The sequence below is a fragment of the Kosakonia pseudosacchari genome, from assembly GCF_900184035.1.
GTDB lineage: Bacteria > Pseudomonadota > Gammaproteobacteria > Enterobacterales > Enterobacteriaceae > Kosakonia > Kosakonia pseudosacchari.
Window position 1 is genome coordinate 1 of the sequence record NZ_FXWP01000012.1, and the last position, 2,129, is coordinate 2,129.

2 protein-coding genes, 2 tRNA genes and 2 rRNA genes are annotated in these 2,129 nt (G+C 49.7%); 5 read left to right on the forward strand and 1 reads right to left on the reverse strand.

What is annotated here, in order from left to right:
* The 4 genes from BN2591_RS09925 to BN2591_RS09940 form a co-directional block, all read left to right on the forward strand.
* A 23S ribosomal RNA gene (locus BN2591_RS09925) occupies positions 1-80 on the forward strand; the annotation flags it as partial.
* Between the two features lie 196 nt (positions 81-276).
* A 5S ribosomal RNA gene (gene rrf / locus BN2591_RS09930) occupies positions 277-392 on the forward strand.
* Positions 393-447: 55 nt separating this feature from the next.
* A tRNA-Asp gene (locus BN2591_RS09935) sits at positions 448-524 on the forward strand.
* Between the two features lie 8 nt (positions 525-532).
* Positions 533-608, forward strand: a tRNA-Trp gene (locus tag BN2591_RS09940).
* Positions 609-704: 96 nt separating this feature from the next.
* On the opposite strand, the gene hdfR is transcribed toward BN2591_RS09940, so the two are convergent.
* On the reverse strand, positions 705-1,538 hold the full coding sequence (gene hdfR, locus BN2591_RS09945) for an HTH-type transcriptional regulator HdfR (RefSeq protein ID WP_086871081.1): 834 nt from the start codon (positions 1,536-1,538) through the stop codon (positions 705-707).
* Between the two features lie 106 nt (positions 1,539-1,644).
* Here hdfR and BN2591_RS09950 point away from each other — a divergent pair, with 106 nt between their 5' ends.
* Positions 1,645-1,983, forward strand: coding sequence for a MaoP family protein (locus BN2591_RS09950; protein ID WP_086871083.1), 339 nt, complete (start codon positions 1,645-1,647; stop codon positions 1,981-1,983).
* Positions 1,984-2,129 lie beyond the last annotated feature (146 nt).

Genomic DNA, 2,129 nt, shown 5'->3' on the forward strand with positions numbered 1-2,129 from the left:
GACGACGTTGATAGGCCGGGTGTGTAAGCGCAGCGATGCGTTGAGCTAACCGGTACTAATGAACCGTGAGGCTTAACCTTACAACGCCGAAGGTGTTTTGGCGTGAGAGACAGAAAAGATTTTCAGCATTGATTCAGAGTCCGAAGGATTTTGCGCCGGGACAAGGCGGCAAATGAGGCGACGGAAGGAGCATACAGAGGTATGTGACTGACGTTCGTGGAATGCAGCCAACGCGGTACCGGTGCAAAAGACACAGGACAGGGCACAAAGAATTTGCCTGGCGGCACTAGCGCGGTGGTCCCACCTGACTCCATGCCGAACTCAGAAGTGAAACGCCGTAGCGCCGATGGTAGTGTGGGGTCTCCCCATGCGAGAGTAGGGAACTGCCAGGCATCAAATTAGCAGTGAAACCGGGGCAACAAACCGGTGGTTGTAAAGAAATTCGGTGGAGCGGTAGTTCAGTCGGTTAGAATACCTGCCTGTCACGCAGGGGGTCGCGGGTTCGAGTCCCGTCCGTTCCGCCACCCTAATTAGGGGCGTAGTTCAATTGGTAGAGCACCGGTCTCCAAAACCGGGTGTTGGGGGTTCGAGTCCCTCCGCCCCTGCCAGAAATAATCCTTAGCATATGCTAAGGATTTTTTTTGCTTCTTTTTCAGCATCCACGCCACAAATTATCTCTCACATGGCATCCTTGCCAGAAATGCTCAATCGATCACTTTGATTTTCAAAAGATCGCGGATCTGATTCTGTTTATCGCTGTTCTGCAGCCAAATTGCATAAAGTGGGCGAGAAAGCATCGCTGTGTCAGCAACTGGATATAACTTCTCTTTTTGCTCTGCCCATGAGACAGGCAGCCAGGTGCAACCATTGAGCTGCGGTAATTGTTGATGGGCCACTTCTGCTGAACTGGTCGTCAAAGTTGGCACATCATCACTGGCGATTAACTCCGACTCATGCTGTTGAAAATCCGGACCCCATTCGAGGCGCAGATAATTCAATTCTGACTTGCTCTTTTCCGGGACTGCGCAATAAAGCGCAAGTGTGAAATGGCCAAGTAACTGGCTGCTAAATTCATCCATCTTTGGCGTTTCCGTGGTGATCAACAGATCCAGTTGCCGCTCATGTAACTGTTTAACCAGTGATTGTCGTTGTGCAATTCGTGCTTCGAACTGAAGGTTCCCTTGCAGGTTATACAGCCGGGTTAACCAATCGCTAAGCATGCATTCCCAGAGCGATGCGCTGGCTCCAATAGAAAATTGGTGGTGTCGCGATGTATGTGCCACTTCCTTTCTTGCTGCCTGCCACGTGCTCATCAATGTTTCCGCATACGGCAGCAGCTTCTCGCCCGCTGCTGTCAGGCGAATATTGTTGCGATGGCGTGTAAAGAGATTAACCCCAAGTTGGTTCTCTAACTGGCGAATACGAAAACTCACCGCGGACTGGGTCAGATAGAGTGCTTCGGCTGCACGACCGAAGTGACGAGTCCTGCTAACTTCGAGGAAAGTTTTTAGTAATTCCGTATCCACAGTTTTCTCCACAAAAATATTTGTCGTAATGATTTAAATGTTTTGTTTTACACTCTGTCAAGCGTAACTAATACTCCGCGCCATAAATAGCTCGGCCAAAGAATTAGGAGCGTGCAGGATGGCGGAAAGCTTTACGACGACGAATCGTTTTTTCGACAATAAGAATTATCCGCGCGGGTTCTCTCGCCACGGTGACTTCACCATCAAAGAGGCGCAACTGCTTGAGCGCTATGGTTATGCTTTTAACGAACTGGAACTCGGTAAGCGTGAACCAGTGACTGCAGAAGAAATGCAATTCGTTGCAGTGTGCCGTGGAGAGCGTGAACCAGACACCGAAGCAGAACGCGTCTGGATCAAGTATATGGCGCGCATTAAGCGTCCGAAGCGCTTTCATACTCTTTCGGGTGGGAAACCACAGATGGAAGGTGCGGAAGACTATACGGATTCCGAAGATTAAGAGAAAAGGGGCTAAGGCCCTGACGGTTCCCCATAAATAAAGACAGGCATAGAAGGTTGTGATCTACTTAGTGTTCCACCAAAAAGTAAGGTCACACCTCTATGCCTGCTTCACAAGTTTGCCATAAATTTTTCAGCCAGTCCCTG

Excerpts from the sequence above, each read along its gene's own strand:
- BN2591_RS09950 (WP_086871083.1), top strand. The coding sequence starts at position 1,645 with ATGGCGGAAAGCTTTACGACGACGAATCGTTTTTTCGACAATAAGAAT.